The organism is Achromobacter sp. HZ34, assembly GCF_002209485.1.
Classification (GTDB): Bacteria; Pseudomonadota; Gammaproteobacteria; order Burkholderiales; family Burkholderiaceae_B; genus Bordetella_C.
The window spans coordinates 525354-550956 of sequence record NZ_NJIX01000003.1; the positions used below are offsets into that span (position 1 = coordinate 525354).

At 65.5% G+C, this 25603-nt stretch carries 23 protein-coding genes, 1 tRNA gene and 1 riboswitch; of the genes, 13 read left to right on the forward strand and 11 right to left on the reverse strand.

Annotated features, from left to right (window positions below; all coding sequences use genetic code 11):
- Positions 1-3: 3 nt before the first annotated feature.
- The 3 genes from CEY05_RS14485 to CEY05_RS14495 form a co-directional block, all read right to left on the reverse strand.
- Positions 4-1248, reverse strand: coding sequence for a muropeptide transporter (locus CEY05_RS14485; protein WP_255407773.1), 1245 nt, complete (start codon positions 1246-1248; stop codon positions 4-6).
- A 30-nt stretch (positions 1249-1278) separates the two neighbouring features.
- A complete protein-coding gene (metW, locus tag CEY05_RS14490; RefSeq protein WP_088599014.1) occupies positions 1279-1893 on the reverse strand; it encodes a methionine biosynthesis protein MetW in 615 nt (204 codons plus the stop codon).
- Complete coding sequence (locus CEY05_RS14495; protein ID WP_088599015.1) at positions 1893-3266, reverse strand: homoserine O-acetyltransferase; 1374 nt, start codon at positions 3264-3266, stop codon at positions 1893-1895. Before CEY05_RS14495 ends, metW begins: the two co-directional genes overlap by 1 nt.
- Positions 3256-3334: riboswitch (SAM riboswitch) on the reverse strand. (Overlaps the previous gene by 11 nt.)
- Before the next feature lie 170 nt (positions 3335-3504).
- Here CEY05_RS14495 and CEY05_RS14500 point away from each other — a divergent pair.
- Positions 3505-3810, forward strand: coding sequence for a helix-turn-helix transcriptional regulator (locus CEY05_RS14500; RefSeq protein WP_088599234.1), 306 nt, complete (start codon positions 3505-3507; stop codon positions 3808-3810).
- On the opposite strand, the gene CEY05_RS31255 is transcribed toward CEY05_RS14500, so the two are convergent.
- Positions 3737-4204: a hypothetical protein gene (locus CEY05_RS31255; protein ID WP_158219338.1), complete on the reverse strand. Its 468-nt coding sequence runs from the start codon at positions 4202-4204 to the stop codon at positions 3737-3739. The genes CEY05_RS14500 and CEY05_RS31255 overlap by 74 nt on opposite strands.
- Positions 4205-4458: 254 nt before the next feature.
- Between CEY05_RS31255 and gshA the strand changes: the two genes are divergently transcribed.
- Positions 4459-6042, forward strand: a complete 1584-nt coding sequence (gene gshA / locus CEY05_RS14510) for a glutamate--cysteine ligase (RefSeq protein ID WP_088599016.1) — start codon at positions 4459-4461, stop codon at positions 6040-6042.
- Positions 6043-6119: 77 nt separating this feature from the next.
- Entirely contained in the window at positions 6120-6674 is a 555-nt protein-coding gene (locus CEY05_RS14515) for a lipocalin family protein (protein WP_088599017.1), read from the forward strand.
- A gap of 20 nt (positions 6675-6694) precedes the next feature.
- On the opposite strand, the gene CEY05_RS14520 is transcribed toward CEY05_RS14515, so the two are convergent.
- On the reverse strand, positions 6695-7036 hold the full coding sequence (locus CEY05_RS14520; protein ID WP_088599018.1) for an STAS domain-containing protein: 342 nt from the start codon (positions 7034-7036) through the stop codon (positions 6695-6697).
- 170 nt (positions 7037-7206) lie between these two features.
- Between CEY05_RS14520 and alr the strand changes: the two genes are divergently transcribed.
- The 3 genes from alr to CEY05_RS14535 all read left to right on the forward strand — a co-directional run bounded on the left by alr (position 7207) and on the right by CEY05_RS14535 (position 11752).
- The gene (gene alr / locus CEY05_RS14525; RefSeq protein ID WP_233161522.1) at positions 7207-8340 is read left to right on the forward strand and encodes an alanine racemase; all 1134 of its coding nucleotides are present in this window, start codon (positions 7207-7209) and stop codon (positions 8338-8340) included.
- Between the two features lie 56 nt (positions 8341-8396).
- Positions 8397-10400, forward strand: a complete 2004-nt coding sequence (locus CEY05_RS14530) for a SpoIIE family protein phosphatase (protein WP_233161523.1) — start codon at positions 8397-8399, stop codon at positions 10398-10400.
- 77 nt (positions 10401-10477) lie between these two features.
- A complete protein-coding gene (locus tag CEY05_RS14535; RefSeq protein ID WP_233161524.1) occupies positions 10478-11752 on the forward strand; it encodes an ABC transporter substrate-binding protein in 1275 nt (424 codons plus the stop codon).
- 50 nt (positions 11753-11802) lie between these two features.
- On the opposite strand, the gene CEY05_RS14540 is transcribed toward CEY05_RS14535, so the two are convergent.
- Positions 11803-12771, reverse strand: coding sequence for a tripartite tricarboxylate transporter substrate binding protein (locus CEY05_RS14540; protein ID WP_088599019.1), 969 nt, complete (start codon positions 12769-12771; stop codon positions 11803-11805).
- A gap of 147 nt (positions 12772-12918) precedes the next feature.
- Positions 12919-13842, reverse strand: a complete 924-nt coding sequence (locus CEY05_RS14545) for a LysR family transcriptional regulator (RefSeq protein ID WP_088599020.1) — start codon at positions 13840-13842, stop codon at positions 12919-12921.
- A gap of 107 nt (positions 13843-13949) precedes the next feature.
- On the opposite strand from CEY05_RS14545, the gene CEY05_RS14550 reads away from it, so the two are divergent.
- From CEY05_RS14550 to CEY05_RS14565, 4 genes are all read left to right on the forward strand, one after another.
- Entirely contained in the window at positions 13950-16196 is a 2247-nt protein-coding gene (locus tag CEY05_RS14550) for a DUF3604 domain-containing protein (RefSeq protein WP_088599239.1), read from the forward strand.
- A gap of 137 nt (positions 16197-16333) precedes the next feature.
- The gene (locus CEY05_RS14555) at positions 16334-17254 is read left to right on the forward strand and encodes a LysR family transcriptional regulator (protein ID WP_088599021.1); all 921 of its coding nucleotides are present in this window, start codon (positions 16334-16336) and stop codon (positions 17252-17254) included.
- Between the two features lie 122 nt (positions 17255-17376).
- A complete protein-coding gene (locus CEY05_RS14560) occupies positions 17377-18723 on the forward strand; it encodes an acyclic terpene utilization AtuA family protein (RefSeq protein WP_088599022.1) in 1347 nt (448 codons plus the stop codon).
- Positions 18720-19157 (forward strand): hypothetical protein, encoded by a 438-nt coding sequence (locus CEY05_RS14565; protein WP_233161525.1) that lies wholly within the window; start codon positions 18720-18722, stop codon positions 19155-19157. The genes CEY05_RS14560 and CEY05_RS14565 overlap by 4 nt, the downstream gene beginning before the upstream one ends.
- A gap of 47 nt (positions 19158-19204) precedes the next feature.
- Here the strand turns inward: CEY05_RS14565 and CEY05_RS14570 are convergent, their stop codons facing one another.
- From CEY05_RS14570 to CEY05_RS14580, 3 genes are all read right to left on the reverse strand, one after another.
- Positions 19205-21502, reverse strand: a complete 2298-nt coding sequence (locus CEY05_RS14570) for a prolyl oligopeptidase family protein (protein ID WP_158219339.1) — start codon at positions 21500-21502, stop codon at positions 19205-19207.
- Positions 21503-21703: 201 nt separating this feature from the next.
- Positions 21704-22597, reverse strand: a complete 894-nt coding sequence (locus tag CEY05_RS14575; RefSeq protein ID WP_088599023.1) for an EcsC family protein — start codon at positions 22595-22597, stop codon at positions 21704-21706.
- A gap of 191 nt (positions 22598-22788) precedes the next feature.
- On the reverse strand, positions 22789-23901 hold the full coding sequence (locus tag CEY05_RS14580; RefSeq protein WP_088599242.1) for a porin: 1113 nt from the start codon (positions 23899-23901) through the stop codon (positions 22789-22791).
- 515 nt (positions 23902-24416) lie between these two features.
- Between CEY05_RS14580 and CEY05_RS31260 the strand changes: the two genes are divergently transcribed.
- The 3 genes from CEY05_RS31260 to CEY05_RS14590 all read left to right on the forward strand — a co-directional run bounded on the left by CEY05_RS31260 (position 24417) and on the right by CEY05_RS14590 (position 25352).
- Positions 24417-24563 carry a hypothetical protein gene (locus CEY05_RS31260; protein ID WP_158219340.1) on the forward strand — a complete coding sequence of 49 codons (147 nt, stop codon included), beginning with the start codon at positions 24417-24419 and terminating at the stop codon, positions 24561-24563.
- Positions 24564-24886: 323 nt separating this feature from the next.
- Positions 24887-25066: a hypothetical protein gene (locus CEY05_RS14585; protein ID WP_088599024.1), complete on the forward strand. Its 180-nt coding sequence runs from the start codon at positions 24887-24889 to the stop codon at positions 25064-25066.
- Between the two features lie 34 nt (positions 25067-25100).
- A complete protein-coding gene (locus tag CEY05_RS14590; protein WP_088599025.1) occupies positions 25101-25352 on the forward strand; it encodes a helix-turn-helix transcriptional regulator in 252 nt (83 codons plus the stop codon).
- Positions 25353-25420: 68 nt separating this feature from the next.
- Here the strand turns inward: CEY05_RS14590 and CEY05_RS14595 are convergent.
- Positions 25421-25495: transfer RNA gene (locus CEY05_RS14595), tRNA-Arg, on the reverse strand.
- Positions 25496-25603: the final 108 nt, after the last annotated feature.

Consider the following 25603-nt stretch of genomic DNA (forward strand, 5'->3'; position numbering starts at 1 on the left):
TCTTTAATCCACATCCCGGTCCAGGGCATTGATGTCGCCCCGTCGCAGCCATAGCAGCACCAGTCCCGGCAAGGCAATCGCCACCGTGACCAGGAAGAAGTCCGGCCAGCCGAGCCGGTCGACCAGCACCGGCGTCAAAGGCCCCGCCAGATACGTGCGCCCCACGGCCGACAAGGCCGACAGCAAGGCGAACTGGGTGGCGGAGAACTCCTGCTTGCACAGCGCCATCAGCAAGGCCACGAAGGCGGCCGTCCCCATGCCGCCGCACAGGTTCTCCAGCCCCACCGCCAACCCCATCGTGTAGATGTGATGGGGCGCCACCGCGACCACCCAATAGCCCAGGTTGGAGACGGCCTGCAGCAGGCCGAACAGCATCAGGGACCGGTACAGCCCCAGCCGCGCCAGCAGCGCCCCGCCCGCCAGCACACCGACGATGGTGGACGCCAGGCCCAGGACCTTGTTCACCGTGCCCACCTCGGTGGGCGTGAAACCGGCGCCGCGCAGCAGGAAGGTCGTGGACAGCGCGCCGGCAAAGGCATCGCCCAGCTTGTAGAGCACGATCAGCAGCAGCACCGTCATGGCGCCGCGCCGGCTGAAGAATTCATGCAGCGGTTCGGTCACCGCCTTGCTCAACGAACGGGGCGGGGGTGCGGGGTGCTCGGGTTCGGGCCCCCACAAGGTGCCGATCACGCACAGCAGCATCAGCACGGCCATCAGGACATAGGTCGCGCGCCAGCCCAGCCAGCTGTCCGCCAGGATCAGCGCCAGGCCGCCCGACACCAGCATGGCGACGCGATAGCCCAGCACCTTGACGGCGGCGCCCGCGCCGCGCTCCTCTTTGTGCAGCACGTCCGTGCTGTAGGCATCGAAGGCGATGTCCTGGGTGGCCGACAGAAAGGCCACCACCACCGCCACCAGGGCCAGCGCCCCCAGATGGCCGGCCGGCGACAGCAGCGCCATGCCGGCAATGCCCAGCGCCAGCAGCACCTGGGTCAGGGCCATCCAGCCGCGGCGGCGGCCAAGGAAAGGCGGCACATAGCGGTCGACCAGCGGTGCCCACAGGAATTTCAGGGTGTAGGCCGTACCCACGAGGGTCAGGAAACCGATGTCCTGCAGCGATACCCCTTCGACGGTGGCCCAGGCTTGCAAGGTGCCGGCGGTCAGCGCCAACGGCAGCCCGCTGGAAAAACCGAGCAGCATCAGCGGCGCGACGCGGCGGCTGGTGTAGACGTTGGCAACGAAGGAAATAGCGGGGCTCCCTGACCTGGCCGCCCGGCCTCAGCCGGCGGTGAAACGATAGAGCGCCAGCGTACTACGCCAACTCGGCATCAGGCGCACCTCGCGCTCGTGATTGAAGGTGGCGCGCTCCAGGATGCGCAGACCCAGCTGCTGCGCCAGACCTTCGAAATCGCGCAGCGTGCACAAGTGGATATTGGGCGTGTTGTACCAGGCGTAGGGCATCTGGCCCGTCACCGGCATGCGGCCACGCAGGATCTGCCAGCCGTGCGGCCAGTAGCCGAAGTTGGGAAAGGACACCACGCCGTACTGCGCCACCCGCGCCATTTCGCGCAGGATGTGTTCAGTGTGATGCATGGACTGCAGCGTTTGCGACAGCACCACGGTGTCGAACTGCTGCGCGTCGAACAGCGCCAGGCCCTCTTCCAGGTTCTGCTGGATGACGTTGACGCCGCGCCGCACGCAGGCGATGACGGACTGGTCGTTGATCTCCACGCCGGCGCCGTTCACCTGGCGCTCGTCGCGCAGATGCGCCAGCAGTTCGCCATCGCCGCAGCCCAGGTCCAAAACGCGCGAGCCGGGCTGGACCCAGCTGGCGATGCGGGCCAGGTCGTTACGCAGGACGCCCGGCGCCGCGATGGAGGTCGATCCCGTCATTACAGCGCTCCCGCGTCGGGTGCCGCGGCGGCAGCGGTGGTCAAAGGCGCGGCCCCGGCCGCCGTCGTAGTCAAAGGCGCGGCCCCGGCCGCGCGTTCCGGCAGTCCCAGTTCGCGGGCGATGCGGTCATAGTAGGCGCGCAACACGGCGTGATAGCGCGCGTCGTCCAGCAGGAACGCGTCGTGGCCGTGCGGCGCGTCGATTTCCGCGTAGGTCACCGGCCGGCCGTTCTTCAACAGCGCGCGCACAATCTCCCGCGAACACTCCGGCGGGAAGCGCCAATCGGTGGAAAAGGACACCAGCAGGAAGCCGGACTGCGCCGGCGCCAGGGCGCGCGCCAGATCGCCGCCATGCGTGCGGCCGGGATCGAAGTAATCCAGCGCGCGCGTGATCAGCAGGTAGGTGTTCGCGTCGAAATAGCGCGAGAACTTCTCACCCTGGTAACGCAGGTAGGACTCGACCTCGAACTCGACGTCGTAGCCGTAACGGTAGGCGCCATCCGCGCCGGGCGCGCGCTGGTTGCGACCGAACTTCTCGGCCATGTCGTCCTGCGACAGATAGGTGATGTGGCCGATCATGCGGGCCACCGACAGGCCGCGCCCCGGCACCGTGCCGTGTGCGTAATAATCGCCGCCGTGGAAATCCGGGTCGGTGATGATGGCGCGCCGGGCCACCTCGTTGAAGGCGATATTTTGTGCCGACAGGCGCGGCGTGCTGGCGATGACCACGCAGTGCGCCACGCGCTCGGGCAGCACCGTGGCCCAGCTCAGGGCCTGCATGCCGCCCAGCGAACCGCCCATCACCGCGGCGAAGCGCGCAATGCCGAAATGGTCGGCGACGCGGGCCTGCGCGTGGACCCAGTCTTCCACCGTCAACACCGGGAAAGCCGCGCCCCAGGGTGCGCCGGTATCCGGATTGATCGAAGCCGGTCCGGTGGAGCCGAAGCAGGAGCCCAGGTTGTTGATGCCGATGACGAAGAAGCGTTCGGTGTCCACCGGCTTGCCGGGGCCGACCATGTTGTCCCACCAGCCGATGTCCTTGGGATCCGCCGCATTGATGCCGGCGACATGATGCGAGGCATTCAGCGCATGGCACACCAGCACCGCATTGCTGCGATCGGCATTCAGCGTGCCGTAGGTCTCGACGGCCAGTTCATAGCGTGTGAGCGACTGGCCGCTGGCCAGCGGCAAGGGGGTGTCGAAAGTCAGGAATATCGGCGCGACCGTCCCCACGGAACCGGACGGCGGCGCGCCGGAAGAAACGGTATCAGGAACAGAAGCGGCGGGGTCGGCGGCGATCGGGGCGCCGGCCTGCGCCGGAATGGCTTCGGGCGTTACCGCGCCGACAGCCGGATGCTGGATGGTTGCAGTCATGCAGACCTCTTTAGCTGGATTTATGAGGCGCCCGCAAGCGGATCAGGCAAATCGGCGCCGAACGAATTTGTGCGGGAATTCTACCACCAGGGGCGCCGACCACGGAACACGTCCGCCCCAGGGTGATTCGTGCGGCCGCTCGAATCGAGCGCGGTGAGCCGTCTCAGGATCAATGCTGGCCGGGGCCGGGAAATCGGCGCAAGATGGCTCGCACCCCTCCATCCCTACGGTTAACGTCATGCTCAGACGCGCACTGTCACTGCGGGAGCACACCTGCCTGCATTGGGCAGCCCTAGGCAAGCCCAGCCGCGAAATCGCCCAACTTCTCGGCGTCAGCGAAAGAACCATCAATTTCCACCTGCAGAACGCCTGCCACAAGCTGTCGGCCCGCAACCGGCGTGTCGCCGTCGTTACCGCGATTTCGCTGGGCCTGCTGGACCTGGACCAGTCCGGCAAGCCGACTCGCCCGGTTACTGGCGAAACCGTAGCGAATGCACGAAGGTTTGCGCCTCGGCCCGCGGCAGCTTGTCCGCCGGGCCCGTAGCCACCACTTCGATCAGCAGGTCTCCCCGCACCCAGATCCGGGCCAGCAGCAGGACAGGCTTGCCGCCCGCCTCGCCCTGCACGGCGATATCCGTGCCGGCCGGCGGCAGGTCAGCCGGAGGCTGTGCCTTCAGGTTCTGGTACAGGGAACGCATCAGCGCCTTGGCCAGCGCCTCCCGGCGCGCGTCGGGCAGGCCCGCCAGGGAAGCGTGGCCGACCGCGAAAACCGCCTGGTCGACCCGCGCCGCATCCAGCGTGTATGCCAGGGCACTGCCATCCAGGGTGATGTCGCGGCTTTCCGTGCGCACCCGCGCCGGAAAAGCGGCACGGGCGGCGCCATCGGCCACGTCCAGCTCGCGCCAGTCGTAGGTCGGGCTGCAAGCGGACAGCGCCATGACCAAAATCCCGGCAAAAAAAGGGGCGAAAAGCGCGGCCAGACGCGGGGCCGCAGACCGCACCAGAAACGCGGCCGACAAGGCAGCGCGCAGCGGCAGGAAAAGGGGCCTGGGCATCATGGCATATCGACCGGGAAAGCGCCGATAATACGCCAGCGGCAGGATTGTCCCCCGGCGGCGCAGGTTACTCGGCGCCCGTTCCCGGGGAACCCGTAAAATCCCCTTCCTTATCGCCTAATTTTGAAAAGCGCGCCGTGACCGATACCACCTCCCTTCGCCTCGCCCGCCTGCAAGACCATCGCGAATTGCTGGGCCATACCTTGCGAGGCATCGAAAAAGAGGGTCTGCGCGTGGATGAGCAAGGCCGCCTCGCGCGCACGCCCCATCCGGCGCCGCTGGGCTCCGCGCTGACCAACGAACGCATCACCACCGATTACTCAGAGTCCCTGCTGGAGCTGATCACCGGCACCCGCCAGGACGTGGCCAGCCTGATCGGCGAACTGGAAGACACCCACCGCTACGTCTATGCCAACCTGGGTGACGAGCTCATTTGGAACCAGTCCATGCCGGCCGATCTGCCGGCGGAAGCCGACATCCCCATCGCCTGGTACGGCAAGTCCAATACGGGCACCCTCAAGCACGTCTACCGGCGGGGCCTGGCGGAACGCTATGGCAAGACCATGCAATGCATCGCCGGCGTGCACTACAACTTCTCGCTGGACGATCGCCTGTGGCAGGTGCTGGACCTGCCCGGCGCCGACGACAAGGCGCGCCGTTCGGCCGGCTACATCGGGCTGATCCGTAATTTCTCGCGCTATTCCTGGCTGCTGATGTACCTGTTCGGCGCCGCGCCGGCGCTGGCGCGCGACTTCCTGCGCGGACGCGATCATCCGCTGCAGGCCCTGGATGCGCAGACCCTGTACCTGCCCTATGCCACCAGCCTGCGCATGAGCGACCTGGGCTACCAGAACAAGGCACAGTCGCAACTCAAGCTTTGCTACAACGACCTGTCCACCTTCCTGGAACGCCTGCATGCGGCGGTGACGCAGCCTTGGGAGCCGTATCGCCAGATCGGTACCCAGCGCGACGGCGAGTGGATCCAGCTCAATACCAATGTCCTGCAGATCGAAAACGAGTACTACTCCAGCATCCGTCCCAAGCGCGCCACGCGGCGCGGCGAACGCCCCATGACGGCGCTGGCTGAACGCGGTGTGCAGTATGTGGAAGTGCGCTGCCTGGACATCGATCCCTACGCGCCGGTGGGCATCTCCGCCACCACCAGCCGCTTCGTCGATGCCTTCCTGCTGTTCTGTGCCGCCAGCGAAAGTCCCTTCTTCCCCGCCAATGGTTTCTGTCAGCACAGCGCGGACAATTTCAGCGTGGTGGTGACCGAAGGCCGGCGCCCCGGCCTGCAGTTGAGCCGCGAGGGTACGCCGATCGCGCTGGCCGACTGGGGCCGCGAGCTGCTGGACCGCATCGCGCCCTATGCCCAGGTGCTGGACGACACCTATGGCGGCAACGCCTATCGCAGCGCACTGGCGGCCCAGTTCGAAAAAATTACCCAGCCTGACGCGACGCCCTCGGCGCGCCTGATCGACGACATGCGTAGCGCCAAGGCGTCCTTCCAGGAATTCACGCTGGCGCAAAGCCAGGCGCATGCACGGACCCTGCGCGCCACGCCGCTGCCCGCCGAAAAGACCCGGCAGTACGAGGAATGGGCGCGCGCCTCGGCAGCGGAACAGGCGGCCATCGAAGCGGCCGATGACGTAGATTTCGATACATATTTGGCACGCTATATGGAGGCCGCGCAGGCGCCGCTGGTACTGCCACGCGTATGATCGATGCACCGGCGCCGCCCCAGTAGCTTCCACTGGCGGCGCCGTCCTGCATCCATGGCCGTGAGGGGGGTATCACCATGCGCAAGCCGCTGAATCTGACGTTGGCATACGGTGCCCTGGTGCTTGCGCTGAGCGGGTCTTGCACGGCCTGTATGGCGGCGCAGTCTGACCCGCCTCCCGTGCAGACAGTGGCCCAGGTCGACATCTCCCGCTATCTGGGCAAGTGGTACGAGATCGCCCGCTATCCCCGTTTCTTCCAGAAGCAATGCGTCAGCGACGTGTCGGCGCAATATGTACCGCGCAAGGACGGCAAGGTCGAGGTGACCAATCGTTGCCGCAAGCGCGACGGCAGCATCGACGAGGCCCGCGGCGTGGCCGAGGTCGTCGACGGCAGCAACAACACCAAGCTGGAAGTGACCTTCATGCCGCCGTTCTCCGGCGACTACTGGATCATCGGCCTGGACAAGGAATATCGCTGGTCCATCGTGGCCTCGCCCAACCGCCGCTCCCTGTGGATCTTGTCGCGCACGCCGAACCTGGACAAACCCGAGCTGGATAAGGCGCTGCGCATCATCAGCACACAGGGGTTCGCGCTGGACAAGCTGCAGTACACCTCGCAGGACAACCCCTGATCCGCCGACGCCCTGCCATGTCAATGCGCCGTCAGGCGCGTGATGGCCTGCTCGCGCGTATCCGTCACGGTCAGGATCACCAGGAAGCCGCTGACATCGAACACCTCGCGCACGTGCGACGGCATGTCGCACAGCACTAGCGAGCCCGACTGCTGCTTCAGCCGCTTGGCGAGCACCAGCACCACCCGCAAACCCGCGCTGGAGATGTAGTTCAGCCGGGACATGTCCAATATGACCTGCCGTTCCCCCTTGTCGACCAGGGCAATGAGCTCCGCTTCGATGGCGCCGGCATTGGCGCTATTGATTTGCCCCTCGGGAGAAACGAGGAGGATGGAGCCGATTCGGGCTGTGGTGAGGCTCATGAGGAAATGCTCCCGTATATGCACGCCGGGCGACGCCGCCGCCGTTGCAAAACTTCTTATGTGACGGAAATGCGTTCCCGGTTCATTCCGCATGTGGGAACCGGAATCGGTATGGCATCCACATAGATGTTTCCAATTCCAAACAAGTCCGACATCAACGGCCTCTAACGATGCTCCATTTTGCGATAGCTTCGACCGGCACGGGCGTGGTGGCCAGGGTGGATCCCGCCGCCATCACGCACAATCTGGAGCAAGTGCGGCGCCGCTTGGGCAAAGGCAGCAGCGCTGCCGCGGGTCCGCGCATCTGGGCCACCGTCAAGGCGGACGCCTATGGCCATGGCATCCGCCACGTGGTTCCCGCGCTCGCCGGCGCCGACGGCCTGGCGGTGGGACAGCTGGCTGACGTCGCCGCCTGCCGTGACACAGGCTGGCAAGGCCCCATACTCGTCTACGGCGGCCTGCAGGACGTCATGGACGTCACGCAACTGGACCAGCCCGGCCTGCATCTGGTGATCTCCCATGCGGAACAGCTCGACTGGCTGGAAGCCCGCCCCCTGCATTGCCCGCCGCCCTGGATCTGGCTGCGCCATATCGGCGACCTGGGTTATTGCGGCCTGGCATACGACGACTACCAGGCGGCTTATGCGCGCTGCGTGCCCTGGCTGACGCGGGGCGACATCGCCGGCATCGGCCACTTGCAGCACTTCGCCGCGGCCGACACGCCCACCGGTATCGCGGCGGCCGCGGCGCGCTTCCGCGCCCTGACGGCGCCGCTACCGGGCCCGCGCAGCACCTGCAACAGCGCCGCGATCCTGTGCCATTCCCAACATATGGCGACCACCGACTGGGTGCGCCCGGGCCGGCTGCTGTATGGCATCAGCCCCCTGCCCGACCGCCACGGCAACAGCCTGGGGCTGCGGCCCGCGCTGTCCCTGCATGCCCACGTGGCTGCCGTGCGCACCGTTGCGGCCGGCACCCCGATCGGCTATCACGGCGCCTTCATCGCCCCGGTCACCATGCGCATCGGGGTGATCAATTGCGGCTATGCGCACGGCTACCCCAGCCATCCCCCCAGCGGCGTGCCGGTCCTGGTGAACGGCCGGCCCGCGCCCGGCCTGGGCCAGGTGACGATGGATTGCATGCTGGTGGATCTCAGCGCCCACCCCGATGCCACCGTCGGTTCGCCGGTGGTGCTGTGGGGCACTCCCGCACTGTCGGCGGAGCACGTGGCCGCGGCCTGCGGCGGCATTGCTCCCGAACTGCTCACGGGCCTGACCGGCCGTGTACCGATCCTCGCATCGTGATCCCGATCTTGCCTTCGCTCCTGCCTCTGCGATCGTTACGCAGCAAGATATTTCTATTGATCGTCGTCCTGCTGCTGCTGATTGCCGGCTTCGTCATGGTGGTCAGCAGCAGTGACGTGACGCAGACCGTCTCCACCAGCGAAGCCCACGCCGTGGGCAATGCCGTGGACCTGGTGCAGCGGGACATCGAAGCGCGTTGGGCCGCCCTGCTGAACGACAAGATCAATACCGTCCGCGGCGGCCGGCGCCAGTTGCAGCAACTCGGCGGAACGGTGCAAGCCATTCTGCTGGAATTCGCCGAACTGGCCCGTCGCGGCACGGTCACCGAAGACGACGCCCGCGGCATGGCACGCGCCTGGATCAACGAACTGACATTGGGGCATCCGCGCTACGCGGCCATCTATGACGCCAATGGGCGCGTCATCGCATCCGGTGACCGGCGCTGGATAGGCGAGGACCTGACCAGCCTCACCGATTTCAAGGGCCGGCCCCTGGCCCAGGCCATGTACGACGAAAGCCGCGCCCTGGGGCGCGGCTTCGCCATGTACCGCAAGCCCGAGCTACCCTCGCTGGCCCAGATCCACGGCCAGGCGGAAGCGGTGCGTTCGCCCGGGCAGGCGCGCTATGCCTACTTCGGCTACTTCGCGCCGTGGGATTGGGTGGTGGTGGTCAGCGACAGCGTGCAGGATGTCATCGACCAGGTGGAGATGCGCCGCCACCAGATGAACACCGCCCTGCGTGAAACGTTGAGCGAACTGACCCTGGCCCGATCGGGCTGCATGTTCATCGTGGCCGACGACGGCAGCATGGTGGCCCCGCCGCCCAGCGAAACGGGCCTGGAGGACGGCGTCGACCGCCGCACGGGCCTGACGTTGAAGCAGACCTTGCAGGGCATCACCGCTTCCGATCGTCCGGAGCGGCTGGACTACGACGATGGCGATGGCCTGTGGATCATCGAAGCGGTGCGATTCAAGCCGCTGGGGTGGACGCTGGCCGCGGTGGTGCCGCAAAGCGACTTCACCGCGCCGGCCATGGCCCTGCTGCACAGGCAGGCGCTGATCTTCGGCGGCACGCTGCTGCTGGCGCTGCTGTTCGCCTGGATGTTCGCCATCCGCATCGTGCGGCCGCTGGAGCAATTGACCAGCTATGCCCGCCAATTGCCGCAGCAGGACCTGACGATCATTGCCAACGTCCCTGACCATATCGCCGCGCTGCCACGCCAGCGGCGCGACGAAGTCGGCCGGCTGGCTGCCTCGTTCCTGTTCATGAATCGCCGCCTGCGCGAAAACATCGGCCGGCTGATGCAGGAAGCGTCCACCCGCGAACGGTACGAGAGCGAATTGAACATTGCCCGGGTGATCCAGACCGGCCTGCTGCCGGCACCGCCCGCGGCCGACACCACCTTGCACGGCACCGACCTGTATGCGCTGATGCTGCCCGCCAAGGAGGTGGGCGGCGACTTCTACGACTACTTCATGCTGCCCGACGGCCGCTTGTGCATCGCCATTGGCGACTGCTCCGACAAAGGCGTGCCGGCGGCTTTGTTCATGGCCGTCACCCGCACGCTGATACGAGCTACCGCCGAAGACGAACACGATCCCGCGCGCATGCTGCAAAGGATCAACAACCGCCTGGCGGAAAACAATCCCAACATGATGTTCGTCACGTTGCTGCTGGGTGTGCTGGATTTGAAAAGCGGCGGGTTGAACTGGGCCAATGGCGGCCACCCGCCGCCCGCCATCATCGACGGGCAGGGCCGGGCCCGCCTGCTGACCGAGCGCAGCGGGCCGGCTTGCGGGGTGATCGAGAACACCAGCTATCGCCCGCTGGTCACCCAACTGGGCCGCGGCGAAGTGCTGGTGGGCTACACCGATGGCGTCACCGAAGCCGCCGGTTCCGACGGTGGGCTGTATAGCGAGAAACGGCTGCTGGCACGCCTTGCCTATCCCGTGACGTCGTCGGCCGCCCTGGCCTTGGGCATCGTCCAGGACCTCAAGCAGTATGCGGCCGGCGCCGAACAATCCGACGACATCACGCTGATCGTGATTCGCCGTCCATGAGCCGCTGGCCGATGTATCCATGCCGGTGCACCCGAGCCGAGCGCGGCTCACAGGTAGCAAACCAACTCCGGAATTCCATGTTGCCTCCACGTACTGCCCCGCCCCTCGTCCTGCCCACCGTGGCCTTGTTGCTGGCGCTGTGCGGCGCCACGCTGGCGCATTGCACCGGCACGCCGCCGACCTGCGTGGACGACCTGCAGGTGGCGCCCGCCCCGCTCGTCGAACCCGAGGCCCAGGCCGCGCCCGCCATGCCCCGGCTGCACCGGCAGATGGCCAACGCCAATCTGGACGTGCCGATTTCGCCCAGACGGCGGCCGGACGGCGCCAAATGGCGTATCGGCTATGTGGCCAGCGGCGAGCACCCCAACTACCAGCGCACCGTGCGCGTCATCGTCGACGGCCTGCAAGCGTTGGGCTGGCTGCACATCGCACCGCTACCCGAAGGGTTGACCGATCACGAGATCTGGCTGTTCGTCGCGGCCAATGCGCGTAGCGATGTGCTGGAGTTCGTTGCCGATGCGTGCTGGATCCCCGCCAGCTTCGACAACAATCTACGGCCGGCGCTGCGGCAAGCCTTCGCCAATCGCCTGCGCGCGCAGCACGATATCGATCTGGTCATCGCCATGGGAACCCTGGCGGGGCAAGATATGGTGACGCTGGGCGCACCGGTGCCCACCATCGTGGCATCGACCAGCGATGCCATCGCGGCGAACATCGTCAAGAGTCCGAAGGACAGCGGCCTGGACAATCTGTTCGTGCACATCTATCCGGAACGCTATGCGCGGCAGCTGCGGCTGTTCCACGACACCGTGCCGTTCAAGAGCCTGGGCCTGGTGTACGAGAACACGCGGGAGGGCCGCATCATCAGCGCGGTGGATGCCATCGAACGCCTGGCCAGCGAACTGGATTTCACTTTGGTCCGCTGCGATGCCCGGGCCGAGGGGCTGGATCGCGAGACCGCCTTGCGCAATGTGGTGGCGTGCTACCAGGAGGTCAGCACCCAGGTGGACGCGGTTTACGTCACCACGCATATCGGCATCACGTCCCTGAACATCGGCATGGTGTCGCAAGTGCTGCGCGCAGCCAAAGTGCCGAGTTTTTCCATGCACGGAGCGGAGGACGTGCGCAACGGCATCTTGATGAGCCTGGCGCAATCGGACCACACGGCGCTCGGTTTGTTCTTCGCCGAAGCGATCGCGCGCATCTTCAATGGCGCGAAGCCGCGGCAACTGCGGCAGATCTGGCGCGATCCCGCCACCATCGCATTGAACCTGGAAACCGCCCGTGTGATCGGCTTCGACCCGCCGGTGGATGTCCTGCTGGCCGCGGACGAGGTGTATGAAGCGCGCTGAGAGCGCATCGGCGCTCTCCAGCCAGGACCGCCGCCGGCGGATCCGTGGCGTCAATCGATACTCGCGCCCGACGTTTTAACCAGGGGCACCCATTTGTCGATGTCGGCTTGAATGAACTTGCCGAACTGGGCGGGCGTATCGTCGCTGAAGACTTCGTAGCCCTGGCCCTTCAACTTGTTCTGCAAAGCCGGATCCTTCATCACCGTGCGCGCGGCCTGGTTCAACCGCGTGACGATGCTGTCCGGCGTGCCGGCCGGCGCCATCAGGCCGAAGTCGACGGAAATCACGTAGCCCGGCACCCCCGCCTCGATCATCGTCGGCACATCGGGCAGCAGCGGCGAGCGCGCTTCACCGGTCGTCGCCAGGGCCTTGAGCTTGCCGTCCCGCACCAGGCCGGACACGCTGGGCGTGTTGTAGAAGGCAAAGTCCACTTCTCCCGCCATCACCGCCGTAACGCCTTGCGGAGCGCCGCGATACGGCACATGCATGGCTTGCGTCGCGGTCAGCGATTTCAGGTATTCAGCCGAAAGATGATGCGTCGTGCCGTTGCCGCCCGAAGAAAACGTCAGCTTGTTCGGCTGCGCCTTCAACGCCGCCACCAGGGATTTGACCGAGTCGTACTCGCTGTCCGGCTTGACGACCAGCACGTTGGAGCCGCCGGACAGGTAGGCGACCGGCTTGAAATCCCTTTGCGGGTCATAGGGCAGCGACTTGAACAGCCCCTTGTTGATGGCCCAGGTATTGTTGGTGCCCAGCACCAGCGTATAGCCGTCGGGCGCCGCGCGCTGGACGAACTGCATGGCGATCAGGCCGCTGCCGCCCGCCTTGTTTTCCACCACCACGCTCTGGCCCAGCTGCCTGGACAACTCGGGCTGGATGGCACGCGCCAGGATGTCGGCGGTACTGCCGGCGGCCAGCGGCACGACCAGCGTAATCGGGTGGGAAGGAAAGGTGTCGGCGTGGGCCGCGAATGTACAGCCGGCCAGGACAGCCAGGATTACCCCTGATATTTTTTTCATGACGACTCCGACGGTCGATGATGGCAAGGATGCGCGGAAGTGCTCCCGCTGCGGCATCGACGCGGATGCGGCGCTGCACAAAACGCAGCGTAGCGAATGTCCGCCCCTGCCCCTAGAGCATGCTTGCTATACCATCATGACGTCGCGTTATGCCGGGGACGCCGCGCCGGTTTCCTTGACCGTCGCGCGCACCACGGCCGCAAAGGCCTGCGCGGCTGGCGACAAGGGATGATTGGACAGGCGCGCGATGGCGATCGGCCACTCCAGCTCCGGCTTGCACAAGGGAATTCCCTTAATCCCGCGCGGCATATGAATCTCGGCGATACGCGGCATCATTGCAACACCCATGCCCGCCTGGATCATGCCGACCGCGGTCGACACCAGCACCACGCGCTGCTCCACCCGGGGATAGATATTCGCCGCGATCAGCTTGCGGCTGATCGCCAGCCAGGCCGGCGCGTTGGGATTAAGCTGGATACAGGACAGTTCGGCCAGCAGCCGCGCGTCGATGCTGGTACGCCGGGCCAATGGGTGGTCGTCGCGCATGAACAGGCTGATGCCGCAGTCCCACAGCTTTTCAATCAGGATCTTCGAATCATCCACGCCGGTCACGGCACCCAGGCCGATATCGGCCTCGTGCGACAGCAGCTTGGCGCGAATCTGCTCGACCATGCAATCGACCACGGTCAACTCGATTTCCGGATGCTTTTTCTGGAAGCGATGCAGGATCTGCGGCAGCAGCGTGGCCGCGCTGACGTGCCCCACCGCAACGTTGACCGAGCCGGCTTTCAAGGAGGTGTTGTCCCGGCATTCACGTAGCGCCGCGTCTATCGCCAGGATGGCGCGCCGGGCCACGTCGGCGATGTTCTGCCCCTGGCCGGTGAGGCTGATTTCGCGGCCGCGCACCACCAGGGTCTGACCGACCTCGGCTTCCAGGCGGCGGATCAGATGGCTCACTGACGGCTGCGACATGCCCAGCTGCTCGGCGGCACCTGTGAAACTGGCGCTGTCGGCCACGGACACCAGGGCGCGCAATTGCCGTAGCGAAACGGCTTCGACGAACTCTTCCATAACGTCACGTCATAGAGAAATAGCCTATATACCATAGGAGCATGGGCGCGGTGTCGCTAGCATGGACTGTCCTTTTGCCTGCCCTCATCATCGTCCGCGAGTCCGCCATGCCGCATTCCTTGTACGCACGCCATCAGATGGGGTCCGCCACCATCGACCCCTCCGGTGAATTCGAAGCCGGCAGCTTCGCAAGCTTCACGCTGATCTATACCGCCGGCTATTTCGGCATCGATGACACCGGTTCGCTGAAGATCGTGCACCGTTTCGCCAGCGACATGGGCAAGCCACAATTCGACGATCCCGCGGGCTGGAACTACACCACGGTGGAGGCCAGCAATGGCGCCGTCCTGCAGGTCGAGTACGACGGCAAGCGCAACATCCGCCCCTGGGACAAGACGCTGTTCATCCGCGTGGTGCGCGGTTACCTGGAAGAAAGCGAGCAGATCATCGTCCGCTTCGGCGATACGCGCCAGGGTTCACCCGGCATGCGTGTGCAGACCTTCCATGAGCCCACCTTCGAATTCCGTGTACTGGTCGATGCCTTCGCCACCTACAACTACGTCGAACTGGAGGACTCGCCGACCATTTCCGTGATCGCCGGGCCGCCGGCCAGCTACAAGGCGATCCTGCCCAGCCTGGCCGTCAGCGGCAAACCCCTGCGCCTGGGTTTCAAGGGCGAGGACAAATGGGGCAACCCGTCGCATCGCATGGGCGCGACCTACACCTTGCGCGCCAACCTGCCCTTGGCCGGGTTGCCCGCCAGCGTCACGGTGCAAGCGGGCGAGTACGCCACCGTCATCGACGGGTTGGTGCCCGAGGCGACCGGCGATCTGGAAATCGAGGTCCTGCAGGATGGCAAGGTGCTGGCGCGCAGCAATCCTTGCCGCGTGGTGGCGCAAGCGCAGCGCGGCCATTTCTGGGGCGACCTGCACGGCCAGTCCGAAGAGACCATAGGCACCAATTCCGCCGAGGAACTGATCACCTTCGCGCGCGAGCGCGCCTTCCTCGACGTGATGAGCCACCAGGGCAATGACTTCCAGATCACCACGGATTTCTGGGAACACCTCAATGTCCTGACGGCCAAGTACAACGAAGACGGCCGATTCATCATCTTCCCGGGCTACGAATGGTCCGGCAACACCGGCCTGGGTGGCGACCGCAACGTCATGTACCTGCGTGAAGGACGGCCCATCCACCGGTCCTCGCATGCGCTGGTCGACGACCTGTCGGACCTGGACAGCGACTGCAACAGCGCCGACCAGTTGTTCGAGGCGCTGAAGGACGAGGAGGTGGTGGTCTTCGCCCACATCGGCGGCCGTTACGCTGACATCACCCTGTCGCATGACGCGCGCATCGAGCGGTCCATCGAAATCCATTCCGACTGGGGCACCTTCGAATGGCTGCTGGCGGACGCCTTCAAGCTAGGCTACCGCGTGGGCATCCTGGCCAATAGCGACGGCCACAAGGGCCGCCATGGCGCCAGCCATCCGGGCGCTTCGCTGTTCGGCGCCTACGGCGGCCTGAGCTGCCTGATCGCGGACGAACTTACGCGCCCCGCCATCGCCGAATGCCTGCGCCAGCGGCGCCACTACGCCACCACCGGCTGCCGCGCCTACCTGGATGTGCGCGCCCACTTCGCCCAGCCGGCGCAACGCTGGTCCGACGATCCCAAGCTGGGCCTGCCCGTGACGCAGAGCGCCGTGGACAGCGTGGACATGGGCGCCATCGTGGCCTATGACGGCGATTTCATCGAATTCGAATTCGACGTCGCCACGCACGGGCCTATCGAACGTATCGAAGTGCGCAACCGCATGGACGTGGTGCATGTGCTGCAACCCTACACCGAGTCCGAGCTGGGCAGCCGCATCCGCCTGGTGTGGGAAGGTTCCGGGTATCGCGGGCGCGGGCGCCAGACCGTATGGGATGGCGAGGCGACGCTGGAAGGCAATGCCTTCGTCGATCCCCAGCCCATCAATTTCTGGAACCTGGACAAGACGTTGGACCAGGTCGCCCCGGCGCATCTGCGCTGGCAATCGCTGACGACCGGCGGTTTCAGCGGCGTCGACGTGCGCTTGCAAGACGCGCAAGCCGGCACACTGAGCGTTCGCACGCCGCTGATCGACATCGACGTCCCGGTGGCGGACATCGGCCTCGAACCCATCGTGCGCGAGAACGGTGGCATCCAGCGTCGCCTGCAGATCTTCCGCCTGCCCGACGAGAACAAGGTCACCCGCATGCGGCAACGGGTGCGAGTGCCCCTGCATGAAGGCGAGGACAATGCCATCTATGTCCGTGTCACGACCGAAGACGGCTACTTCATCTACTCGAGCCCGATCTACATCCACGGAACGTAGCAGGAAGAAAGCGGCCATGGCGCCGCGCCGAGGGACCGGGATGCAGGGCGGGGAAACCCGCCTTTTTTTTGCCGCAACAGCGCAATAGTCATAGGCAATAAAATCGGAACAATCCCACCTCGCCATCGGCATTCCAGATGAATCTTTCTACCCGGCAGTTGCGCGCCTTCGTGGCGGCCGCCGATCACGGTAACTTCACGCGGGCGGCGGCCGACATCGGGCTGTCGCAGCCTGCCTTCAGCGCCCTGGTCAAATCGCTGGAAGAAGAACTCGGCGCGCAGCTCTTCGTGCGCAATACCCGCAACGTGTCGCTGACGCCCTTCGGACGCCTGTTCGACGCCTTCGCGCGCCGCACGTTGTTCGAGACCGATACCGCCTTGCGCGACCTGCGCGATTACGCCACCGGGCGCGTCGGCAAGGTGCACGTGGCGGCGCTGCCCTCCATCGCGGCCAATTGGCTGCCGTCGGTGCTGCGCCGCTTCCGCGGAGAATATCCGGCCGTGACCACCGCCGTTAGCGACGGCATGTCGCAGCAATGCGTGGAACTGCTGACCCATGGCGAGATCGACTTCGCGCTGGCCACCACCGATCACTACGCGCCTGACCTGCGTCGCGAGTTGCTGTGGACGGACCGTTTCCACCTGGTCTGTCCGCGTGGGCATCCGCTGGCCACCACGCGCAAGCCGGTGACGCTGGAGCAGATTGCCCGCTATCCCTTCATCAATTTCGTCAAGCACAGCAGCGTGCGGCAGTTGCTGGACACGGCGTTCGCCAGGCTCGAATTGAACAACGTGCTGGAGCTGGAACACCTGGCCACCGTCAGCGCCATGGTGGAGAACAATGTGGGCATCACCGTGGTGCCTACGCTGACGCTGTACCAGTTCCAGCGGCCCGAGCTGGTGATCCGCGACCTGGGCGGGCCGCCGCTGACGCGGGAGATCTATATCCTGAGCCGCAAGAACAAGGAACTGTCGATGCCCGCGCAGGCCCTGCATGATCTGTTGCTGGCGCACGTGGGCGAGTTAGGCAGAGATGGGAAGCCGCCCGGCGCCGTTTGAGACCGAGGCGTCGATTCGTCATCGGCCTTTCAAATCAATCGTTCCGAATTTTCGATTTTACTTCTGGCCACCCCGTTGCCCACAATAGGTCATTCCTCGAATAACGTGAGCGAGACGCAAGCATGGGCAAACTCCCCCTGTGGGTAGGCTGCGGCGCCGGATTTTCCGGCGACCGTATCGATGCAGCCATTCCGGTGGTCGACACCCTGCGCCGCCGCGAAGGGCAACGGACGCTCATCTTCGAAACGCTGGCCGAACGCACCCTGGCGCTGGCCCAGATCGCACGCCGCGCCAATCCCGGCAAGGGCTATGAGCCGCTGCTCGACCTCTTTCTGCCGCCCATCCTGGGCGCCTGCCTGGAACACCGCATCGCCATCGTCAGCAATTTCGGCCAGGCCAACCCGGCCGGCGCGGCCCGCCGCATCGCCGAACTGGCACGCCAGGCGGGCCTGCGCGCGCCCCGCATCGCCGTCGTCAAGGGCGATGACCTGACCGCACGTCCCGACAGCACCCACGTGCTGGCCCAGGCCGGCCTGACGCATCAAGGCGAACTGCTCAGCGCCAATGCCTACCTGGGCGCCGAACCCATCGCCGCGGCCCTGCGCGATGGCGCCGACATCGTCGTCACCGGCCGCGTCGCCGATCCTTCCCTGGTCGTCGGACCAGCGATGGCGCATTACGGCTGGGACGCCAGCGATTGGGATCGCCTGGGCCCCGCCACCATGGCCGGCCACCTGCTCGAATGCGGGTCGCAGGTATCGGGCGGCTATTTCGCCGACCCAGGCTACAAGGACGTTCCCGGCCTGGCCCACGTGGGTTTTCCGATTGCCCGCATCGATGCCGACGGCGCCTGCGAGATCGGCAAGGCCGCGCACACGGGCGGCGTGGTCGACCGCCGCACGGTCACCGAACAATTGCTCTACGAAGTGCATGATCCCGCCGCGTACCTGACGCCGGATGTGGTCGCCGACATCTCCGCTGCGCGCATCGCCGAAACCGGTCCCGATACCGTCGCGCTAACCGGCGTGCGCGGGCATGCGCGGCCGCCCACGCTCAAGGTCAACGCCTATTACGAAGGCGGCTGGCTGGCCGAAGCGGAGATTTCCTATGGCGGCCCTCGCGCGGAAGCGCGCGCGCGCCTGGCCGCCGATGTCGTGCGTGCGCGCCTGGGTGACCAGGTGAAATTGCGCGTGGACCTGATCGGCGTGCTGAGCATTCTTGCCGACGATCGCGGCACCCTGCTATCGCAACATCCCGATGGCGGTGCGCGCGATGTCCGCCTGCGTCTGGCCGCCACATTTACGCGGCGCGAGGACGCCGAAGCGCTGACGCGTGAGGTCAACGCCCTCTATTGCTGCGGCCCCGCGGGCGGGGGCGGCGTACGCGCCGCCATCCGGCCGCGGCTGGAAACCCGCTCCGGCTACGTCGACCGCGACCTGGTGCCGGCTTCCTACGAGATCTATCAATGAACAGTTCCGCCACCACGCCGGCGCTTGCCATGGCTTTAACCACGGCCGCCCCTGCGGCAGCCCAAGGCGCGGCCAATGCCACGGACGCCGGGACGCGAGAGGTTCGCCTTTACGACATCGCCCACGGCCGTACCGGCGACAAAGGCGACCGCTGCAACATCAGCGTCATCGCCTATCGGCCGGAGTACTACGACATTCTCGTGGAGCAGGTGACGCCGGAGGCCGTGCGCGCGGTCTATGCGCATCGCGAGCCGGGCACCATCACCCGGCATCTGCTGCCGAATCTATCCGCCATGAACTTCGTCATCGATCACGTGCTGGATGGCGGGGTCAACGATTCCCTCAACCTGGATTCGCACGGCAAGTCCCTGGCAGGATTTCTGCTGGATTTGCCCATCACCTTGCCGGCGCACCTGGCGCTGCCGGAACGCTAGCGCCGGCACGGCCCGGTGCCATGCAGGGCGAATGTGCCCCGCGACAATCACTGTCCCGTCATGCGCCAGAGGAAACCTGCCTCCAGCGCGGAGGTCATGCCCGTGGTCCGGGCGTCCACCCCCGCGCCATGGCCACCCTCGCGGCGTTCCAGGTACCAGACGTCCTGGTGCCCCTCGCCCTGCATCTTCGCCGCCATCTTGCGGGCGTGACCGGGGTGCACCCGGTCATCGCTGGCCGACGCGCTGAACAGGACCGGGGGATAGTCGACATCGGCGCGGACCCGGTGATAAGGCGAATAGGCGAGTAGCGATTGCAGCGCCGCGGGATCGTCCGGATTGCCGTATTCCTCTGTCCACGTCGCGCCCTGCAACAGCAGATGGAAGCGCGCCATGTCCAGCACCGGAACATCGGACAGCACCGCCCCGAACAGGTCCGGTTGCCGCACCATGCAAGCGGCGGTCAGCAAGCCGCCATTACTCGCGCCGCTGATCGACAATTGCTTCGCCGTGGTCACGCCCGTATCGATGAGCGCCTGCGCCACGGCGATGAAATCGTCGAACGCCACTGGCCGTTTCTCGCGTAGCGCGGCCTGATGCCACGTCGGGCCGAACTCGCCGCCGCCACGGATGCAGGCAATGGCGTAGATACCGCCGCGCTCCAGCCACGTAACTCCCGTGGTCGCGGAGTAGGCAGGTGCGTCGAGCGGCTCCTCGAAGCCGCCATAGCCGTATAGCTGGCACTGCTGCGGCGCGGCGCCGGCAGCCGGCAGACGGCCAACGACCCAATAAGGAATCGACACACCGTCAGGCGCGGTGGCGTAACGCAGCTGCGCCGACATGCCCGCGCTGTCGAATTTCGGCGACATGCGCGCCAACAGGTGCCAGCCGGCCGCGGCGGCAAAGGCATCGGCATTGGCCCCGGCCCCGGCTCCGGCCACGGCCACGGCCACGGCATCGGCCACGGCCACGGCATCGGCCCCGGCGATAGCATCGCCTCCCGCAGCGGCATCCGCGCCTGGCCGCGGCCCCGAAGGGCCACCGGCGCGCGCGTCGCCAAGATCCCCGTAATACAAGGATGGTGGCACCAGGAAATGATCGACGTGTATCAACACCGTGTCGTCGCGCTCCGCATCGATCGACTCCATCGAAACTTCGCTGCCTGCCGGCAAGGTGTAGGGGTGCGCCTGCCAGGCCTCGCTGTCGCTTTGCGGCAGGCGCCACAGGGTCAGCCGCGGCGCGCTGTCCTGCCGTTCCGACACCAGCACCCAATGCCGGGTAAAGTCCAGGTCATCCAGCACGCGGCGCGGCCCCGGTGTGAACAAGACTAAGAAGTCGCGCGCGCCGGCCACGAAGGCATCGCGCCGGATGGTCAGCAGGCAACCGGCGGGATGCACCTGCCCACCCACATGCCAGTCCGCGCGCAGCGTGACGAACAGCCAGCCGCGCCATTCGTCGATCTCCGCTTCGGGCGGCACGTCGTACTGCCGCCATTGCGCGCCGGCTTCGTCCAGCCAGAACCATTCCGTGCGAAAGAAGGCCGTGGCGCGTGCGGCCAGATGGCGCCGCTGCAGATAGTCGTACCAGACGTTGATGGAGATATCCGTCTGCGCGCACTCGAATTCGATCGGTGCCGATTCCAGCGGCGTACCGCGTCGCCACTTGCGGATCTGCCGTGGATTGCCGGCATCCGTCAGCGCAGGGTCGTCGTTTACCGCGCTGTCGTCCCAGCCCACATAGACCGTGTCCCGGTCGATCCAGCCGATGGAATGCTGGCCCTCGTCAGGCAGCTCGAAACCGCCTTCCACGAAGCAACGCGCCTGGACGTCGAATTCCATGACGATGCAGGCATCCGCACCATCCGGCGACAGGCTGACCAGCGCCCGGTCGTAGTCGGGATAGCGCAGTTCGAAGTCCTGCAAGGTCCAGCGGATCGCTTCCTCGCCATCTTCGCTGCCTTCATCGCCCGCATCGTCTTCATCGCCTTCGGCGTCGTCCATGGGCTGATTCAGCTCCAGCGCATCCACGTCCAGGATGGTCTCCCACACCGGCGCGCCGTCCAGCCAGGCCTGCCAGCGCGTACGGCGCACGAGGCCCAGGGGATGATCGGCGTCGGTCCAGGTGTTGTAACCCCAGTCACCGCAGCGCGAGCAGGCGACGATGCGATCCTGCGAATCGTAGATGGACGTCAGGCGGTCCACCATGGCATCGAAATCCGGCCCCTTGCCGTAGGCATCGAGCGTGCGCTGGTTTTGCCCCGTCACCCACTTGTCGACCACGGCGCTGTCGAGCGATTCGAGATACTGATAGGGATCCTGGCCGGCGCTGTCCGCGGAGGACTGCGACAAAGCGGGCTGTGACGAAGAGGGCTGCGATGAAGGGGTTTGCGACGAAGCGGGTTGTGCGTGCGGCATGCGTTAGGCTGACACCATGGAAATTCTTGCGGCTCGGCGCGTGGAATCGCGTCGGCGCGGTGATGGGAAAAGGGGCAAGACGCCAAAGATGGGAGTATGCCCCGGATGGGGCGGTAAGCAATGGGACAAATCCCATTAATTCGCCAGCTGCTGGTACGCCGTCTCGACCACCGCCTTGCCATACTTCCTTTCCAGCCGCCGCACGATGAAGTGGCCGCGCGCCATTTGCTGGTAGTGATTGACGAAGGCGGTGTTGATCACGGCGCCGGCGGCCGCGCCGATTACCGGTACGGCCTGGGCGGCAACCTTTTCAGTGACCTGGACGCCGAACCGGCTGGCCACCGCATTGATCAGGCGCACCAGGGGCGGCGCGGCGGTCGCGCCCAGCTTGCCGCCGGTGGCCAGGAACGAGGAAGCGTCCACCGCCGCCTTGGCCATGGCTTCGCGTGCCGCGAAATAGCCCACCTCGGCGGCATCGTCGTTTTTCGCCCGGCCGCCCAACCCCAGCACCTGCACGCAATCGATCTGCGTGTTCAGGTCGCCCAGGTCGGCACCTTCGCCGCGCGCTACATCGGCGATGGCCCGCATCATGATGGTGACCGACACCGGCAATTCGACGGTGACCGCCGCCAGGCCGAAGAAGCCGCCCACGCCACCGCTGACCGCCGCGCCTGCCTTGTGCAGCCACTTCGACGCGGATGGCGCCGGTCCCACGGCTTCCACCGCCGCGCCGCCGCCCTTGCCCATGGTCAGCAATGCGGCTTTCAGCGCGGCATGTATGGCCTTCTGGGTCGCCTCGGTAATCAAGCCGCCAGCCTTGGCCGGCAGCATGTCCAGGGCATATTCGATGGGTTTGCCCAGGTAATTGGACAGGCGCGCGGTAAGACCGGGATGCTCCAGAATATTGCGCGCCTCCTTCAGGCGGCTCAGGTCCTCTTCGCTCAAGGAGGCTTGAGCGCCGGCCGCGTCTTTGCCAGTCGCACCTACGCCGGCCGAACCTACGCCGGCCGCACCAGTTTCCGTGTGCATGAGCATTTCTCCAGATTTCGTTCCAGTGACGTTAACACCGCGCTGACCACCGACAATGACGCCAGAAGCCAATATGGGGGCGACAGCGGGGAATAACAACGCCGTCGCACGGATCGAACCCGGGGGGAAGTGACGGCGCGGCGGCCCGCGCCGCCGATCGCGGTTAGCCGTCAGCCGTTCGCCGCGATGAATCAAAACTGATGGCGTATGCCCGTGATCACCGCGGTGTCCGTGACGCCGTCGCGGAAGGCGTAGTTGTCGCCGTAGGAAGCATAGGCGTACACGTTAGTGCGCTTGGACAGGGTGTACGTGGCACCCACCGCGTAGACGTTGAAGGTCTTGTCGTCGCCGGTCAGCTTGCTGTTGTTCGGTGCCGCGCGCTGCCACGACGTGAATATCGCCGTCGAATTGCTGACGGGTACGGTCAGGCCCAGCATGGTCGAGGTGGCGCGAAAGCCGTCGGCCAGCTTGAAATAGCCGAAGTCCCGGTCGCTGCCGCCAGGCATGATGGCCAGGGTCTGGCCGACATACCAGCCATCGAGGGTCTGGCCCACGGACGCCGCGACCTTTACCACGTCGAAATCATAAGTGGCGCCCAGGCTGTATTCGCGCAGCCTGGCGTCGGATTGTCCGCCGGCCGCGCCAGCGTTGCTCCTCAGGCCGTCATAAGCCGCCGCCACGAACAGCGGGCCATTGCTATAGGACAGGCCCGCGGTGACGGCGCGGTTGTTGTCCGCCGTGGCGAAGCCGGGGCTGTCGTCCACGGTGTCGTCCGCATTGAACGAATAGCCGACGCCCAGCTGGAAGCCATTGAAGACGGGGGAGTGATACAGCACCAGGTTATCCAGGCGCATCGTATTGGTGGCGCCCAGGGTAGTACCCAGGTTGGCTGCGTTATAGCTGGTGCCGAAGGGGTCGATCGCCGAGAAGAGCTCAGAGGCCATGTTGATCTGGCGACCGAATTCAACGCGGCCCCACTTCGTGGAATTCAGGCCCAGTGTCGCCTGGCGGCCGAACAGGCGGTTGCCCTGCTGCCTTTCACCATTGGTCGGCGCGAAACCGCTTTCCAGCGTGAAGACGGCCGACAGGCCCTCGCCCAGGTCTTCCACGCCGCGCAAGCCGACGCGCGAGCCGCTGGCCACGCCATGCACTTCGCCGATGCGGCTGGCATGGAAGCCGTCGCCGCGGATGCGTTCATAGCCCACACCGATATCGATGATGCCGTACAGGGTGACGGCGGTTTCCGCATGCGCGGCACCGGCATGGGCCGCCATCAACGACATGGCGAGCAAGGTTTTCTTCACTGGGTTGCTGAATGACAGGGTCACGGGCTGGGGATCTCCTTTTTGTGCGCAAGCAAAAGCACGCCCGTCCTCGTGGGGGAGGAAGGGATCGAATGCCGATTGGTTGAGAAGCTGGAAGGCTTCAAGTGGGAAGTGCCAGGACTTCCGGATGAGCACGGAGGCTCAAGGATGCTGCCATCGGACAGCAGGTGAAACCGGAGCGATGTCGTACGCCGCGCATGCCCCGGCGACGACGCTTGCAGGGACATTCCGGATCACGGGGGGAGGCACGCATTGGACGCACCATGATGGGACGTCTCGCACTGACTCGGGCTGGATTCTAACAAAACCGCGCCTGGGGACCGAGACGCGGTCTGCGGACCAGCCCCGGATCCGCCTCGAACCCGGTGCGTTAACACGGCAACATTGCAGCCATCGGAGCGACGAGTCTTTATCCTCTGCTCTTCCTTAATTCACGTGAGCGTCATACGCGCCTTAAAGAATCCTGTCTCCAATCAGAATCAGGATACAGGACCATGAAGTACTGGAAACGCAACGTGCTGGCCGCCACACTGGCAAGTTCGCTCGCACTGCTCACCGCTTGCGGCGGCCATGACGATGATGAGGAGAAGGACAGCACGCCGCCCGTCGCCGAGGCGGGGCCACCGGACTGCCGATCCTGAACCGCCTGCCGCATTCGATGTACAGCACCAAGTCGTTCATCGAGTGAGGCGTCTGGTAAGTATGGCGGGTACCTGAGCCCGACCACCCGAGGCATAAAAAGCTCCAAGCCAATGAATTGGCTTGGAGCTTTTCTATGACTGAATTCCTTGCGCAGTCGGGGTCCGCATCAGGGAACCGAGACAGCCGAAGTGCGACCCACCGGGGCCTTCGCGCAAAGTCCCGACAGCATGTCATAAGTCTTTGCAAAGTGGCGCAATGCGCTATATTCCACACATGGATAGCGCGTCCCTCGTGCAGTCCGAATACCCGCAAGGAAGACGGAATGGAAAAAGCCTTGGATACCATCAAAACCGAAGCGGAGATCGCGAAGCTGATGGCGGAAACCAGCAAGCTGAACGCGGAAGCCTCGAAGATGATCCGCGAGCGCGCCTGGTATCCGATGATCCTCATCGCAGCCGCGTTCACCAGCGGCGCAGCCCTGGCGAAGCTCCTGGCTGGATAACCGAAGGAACCCGCCGACAGGCGGGTTTTTCGTCATGGCATACATCCCTCCAACACCAGCAGACCTCCAGGCGCTCAAGGACGAATTGGGCTACACCGGCAAGCAAATGGCCGCCTTGGCCTGCGTGGGCGAACAGCACTGGCGCAAGTACACCGGCGGAGCGACGCCCCGTTCCCTCGAATTCTCGAACCTGTTCCACATGGCGGCCGTGCTGGAGCTAAGCGAAGACGACCTGGCGCGGATACATCAGCGCATGCTGGCGATAGGAGCGTCGCTGGCCCCCTGAACGCCGCGCGCCCCTGGCACCCACGAAAAAGCCCCGAGCCATATGGCCGGGGCTTTTTCATGTAAATCTGGTGCGCCCGACAGGAATCGAACCTGTATCTAGAGCTTCGGAGGCTCTCATTCTATCCGTTGAACTACGGGCACAAGGGAGGCGGTATTGTACCTAAATCCAGGATCGGTGCTGGGCCTGCGGCGGCGCACCATTCCAGGGACGATTCAGGCCGCTATAATCGTCCGGTTTGCACTCGCTGC

What these genes read in the sequence shown, in the direction of transcription:
- metW (WP_088599014.1), bottom strand. Translation starts at nt 1,893, where the DNA reads ATGACGGGATCGACCTCCATCGCGGCGCCGGGCGTCCTGCGTAACGAC.
- CEY05_RS14495 (WP_088599015.1), bottom strand. Translation starts at nt 3,266, where the DNA reads ATGACTGCAACCATCCAGCATCCGGCTGTCGGCGCGGTAACGCCCGAA.
- CEY05_RS14500 (WP_088599234.1), top strand. Translation starts at nt 3,505, where the DNA reads ATGCTCAGACGCGCACTGTCACTGCGGGAGCACACCTGCCTGCATTGG.
- CEY05_RS31255 (WP_158219338.1), bottom strand. Translation starts at nt 4,204, where the DNA reads ATGGCGCTGTCCGCTTGCAGCCCGACCTACGACTGGCGCGAGCTGGAC.
- CEY05_RS14515 (WP_088599017.1), top strand. Translation starts at nt 6,120, where the DNA reads ATGCGCAAGCCGCTGAATCTGACGTTGGCATACGGTGCCCTGGTGCTT.
- CEY05_RS14520 (WP_088599018.1), bottom strand. Translation starts at nt 7,036, where the DNA reads ATGAGCCTCACCACAGCCCGAATCGGCTCCATCCTCCTCGTTTCTCCC.
- alr (WP_233161522.1), top strand. Translation starts at nt 7,207, where the DNA reads ATGCTCCATTTTGCGATAGCTTCGACCGGCACGGGCGTGGTGGCCAGG.
- CEY05_RS14535 (WP_233161524.1), top strand. Translation starts at nt 10,478, where the DNA reads ATGTTGCCTCCACGTACTGCCCCGCCCCTCGTCCTGCCCACCGTGGCC.
- CEY05_RS14540 (WP_088599019.1), bottom strand. Translation starts at nt 12,771, where the DNA reads ATGAAAAAAATATCAGGGGTAATCCTGGCTGTCCTGGCCGGCTGTACA.
- CEY05_RS14545 (WP_088599020.1), bottom strand. Translation starts at nt 13,842, where the DNA reads ATGGAAGAGTTCGTCGAAGCCGTTTCGCTACGGCAATTGCGCGCCCTG.
- CEY05_RS14550 (WP_088599239.1), top strand. Translation starts at nt 13,950, where the DNA reads ATGCCGCATTCCTTGTACGCACGCCATCAGATGGGGTCCGCCACCATC.
- CEY05_RS14555 (WP_088599021.1), top strand. Translation starts at nt 16,334, where the DNA reads ATGAATCTTTCTACCCGGCAGTTGCGCGCCTTCGTGGCGGCCGCCGAT.
- CEY05_RS14560 (WP_088599022.1), top strand. Translation starts at nt 17,377, where the DNA reads ATGGGCAAACTCCCCCTGTGGGTAGGCTGCGGCGCCGGATTTTCCGGC.
- CEY05_RS14565 (WP_233161525.1), top strand. Translation starts at nt 18,720, where the DNA reads ATGAACAGTTCCGCCACCACGCCGGCGCTTGCCATGGCTTTAACCACG.
- CEY05_RS14575 (WP_088599023.1), bottom strand. Translation starts at nt 22,597, where the DNA reads ATGCACACGGAAACTGGTGCGGCCGGCGTAGGTTCGGCCGGCGTAGGT.
- CEY05_RS31260 (WP_158219340.1), top strand. Translation starts at nt 24,417, where the DNA reads ATGAAGTACTGGAAACGCAACGTGCTGGCCGCCACACTGGCAAGTTCG.
- CEY05_RS14585 (WP_088599024.1), top strand. Translation starts at nt 24,887, where the DNA reads ATGGAAAAAGCCTTGGATACCATCAAAACCGAAGCGGAGATCGCGAAG.
- CEY05_RS14590 (WP_088599025.1), top strand. Translation starts at nt 25,101, where the DNA reads ATGGCATACATCCCTCCAACACCAGCAGACCTCCAGGCGCTCAAGGAC.